Origin of the sequence: Photorhabdus kayaii (assembly GCF_025384895.1) — a bacterium.
Lineage (GTDB): Bacteria > Pseudomonadota > Gammaproteobacteria > Enterobacterales > Enterobacteriaceae > Photorhabdus > Photorhabdus kayaii.
Window position 1 is genome coordinate 1 of the sequence record NZ_JAJAFZ010000183.1, and the last position, 1207, is coordinate 1207.

A 1207-nucleotide genomic window follows, 5' to 3' on the forward strand; every position below is an offset into this window, starting at 1 on the left:
GACGATCACGGACACAAGTTAGAACTATGCCAAGATTTTATAGATCTTGTGAAGTTATTCACAAAATAAAGAATATCTAATCAATGAGCCTCGGTTAATCCGGGGCTTTTTTATATCCGAATTTCACCGCGCACCTCATGCGCATTCAAACCCAAAAAACCTGTTTAGGAAATAGAGCCTGAGAAATTCAGTATTGTGCTGATTCTTTGGTCTGATTTTCTATGAGGCAGGCTCTATCTCTAAAAAGGTAAAGCACAATGAACACATTAACTTTCAAAAATCACACTATTGTTCCTTTCGATAATCATGATGGGAAAACCTGGTTCACGAGCAAACATCTTGCAGAGTTGCTTGAATATAAAAATGAGAAGTCTGTAACTAACCTCTTTAACTCAAATAAAGATGAGTTCACTAGCGATATGACAATGGTCACTGAATCAATGACCATTGGAATAAACAATAGCTTACGTAAGAAGAAGGTCAGAATTTTCTCTATCAGAGGTTCTCATTTAATTGGCATGTTGGCAGATACAAAAGTCGCTAAACAACTTCGTCGCTGGCTATTGGATTTAGCAGACAAGGAGAATCAGACAGATCTCTCTTTGATGGACATGGAAAGCTTAAAGTCACTGACACTTGGTGAAATGCAGAATCGGCTGGTGGCCGCTGATAAGTGGTCTTATAGCAACTTTGGTAGACCGGGTAGTGAAATGATGAATCTTCGTAAGCGTCATCTAAAGAAACTCCGCAAGGCCAAGCAAGTTATTCTGGAATTATCGCAGCTTACTTTGCCCGGCTTTGATGACTTCCCGGGCGGAGAACCGCAGACATGAATCATGAGCAATTCATCGCTAAGAACATCCAGGCCGAGTTAGTTAAGCTCGGCTTTTCTTCATCTATAGCGTGTATGGCAAGTGATAAAGCGGTGGATTATTACCGCCGCAGTTCGTCGGCAAGTCGTAAGGGCAAGATGTACGATGATTGTTTGCACATAGCGAAAGCGTGGGCAAGTAAATACAGCTCTGGTAAGCCATTCCCAAAGTGACGGCCTTGGGAGAATCAACGACTTAAATCAACAATAGGGATTTCCTCTATGGTTGCCAATTAATGAAGACTAGTCACTAATTCAGAGCATTCTGCTAACAGAGTGCTCGATAGTAGTGATTTCTTTATGGGTACCCAGCGGGCAGATACTAACTTTTTAGCA

2 protein-coding genes are annotated in these 1207 nt (G+C 41.3%); both read left to right on the forward strand.

Annotated features, from left to right (window positions below):
- Positions 1–257 precede the first annotated feature (257 nt).
- Complete coding sequence (locus LGZ98_RS23765; protein ID WP_113040757.1) at positions 258–833, forward strand: BRO-N domain-containing protein; 576 nt, start codon at positions 258–260, stop codon at positions 831–833.
- Positions 830–1045 (forward strand): hypothetical protein, encoded by a 216-nt coding sequence (locus LGZ98_RS23770; RefSeq protein ID WP_262978734.1) that lies wholly within the window; start codon positions 830–832, stop codon positions 1043–1045. The genes LGZ98_RS23765 and LGZ98_RS23770 overlap by 4 nt, the downstream gene beginning before the upstream one ends.
- The last annotated feature ends 162 nt before the right edge of the window (positions 1046–1207 follow it).

Coding starts and splice junctions, on each gene's coding strand:
- LGZ98_RS23765 (WP_113040757.1), top strand. CDS start 258: ATGAACACATTAACTTTCAAAAATCACACTATTGTTCCTTTCGATAAT.
- LGZ98_RS23770 (WP_262978734.1), top strand. CDS start 830: ATGAATCATGAGCAATTCATCGCTAAGAACATCCAGGCCGAGTTAGTT.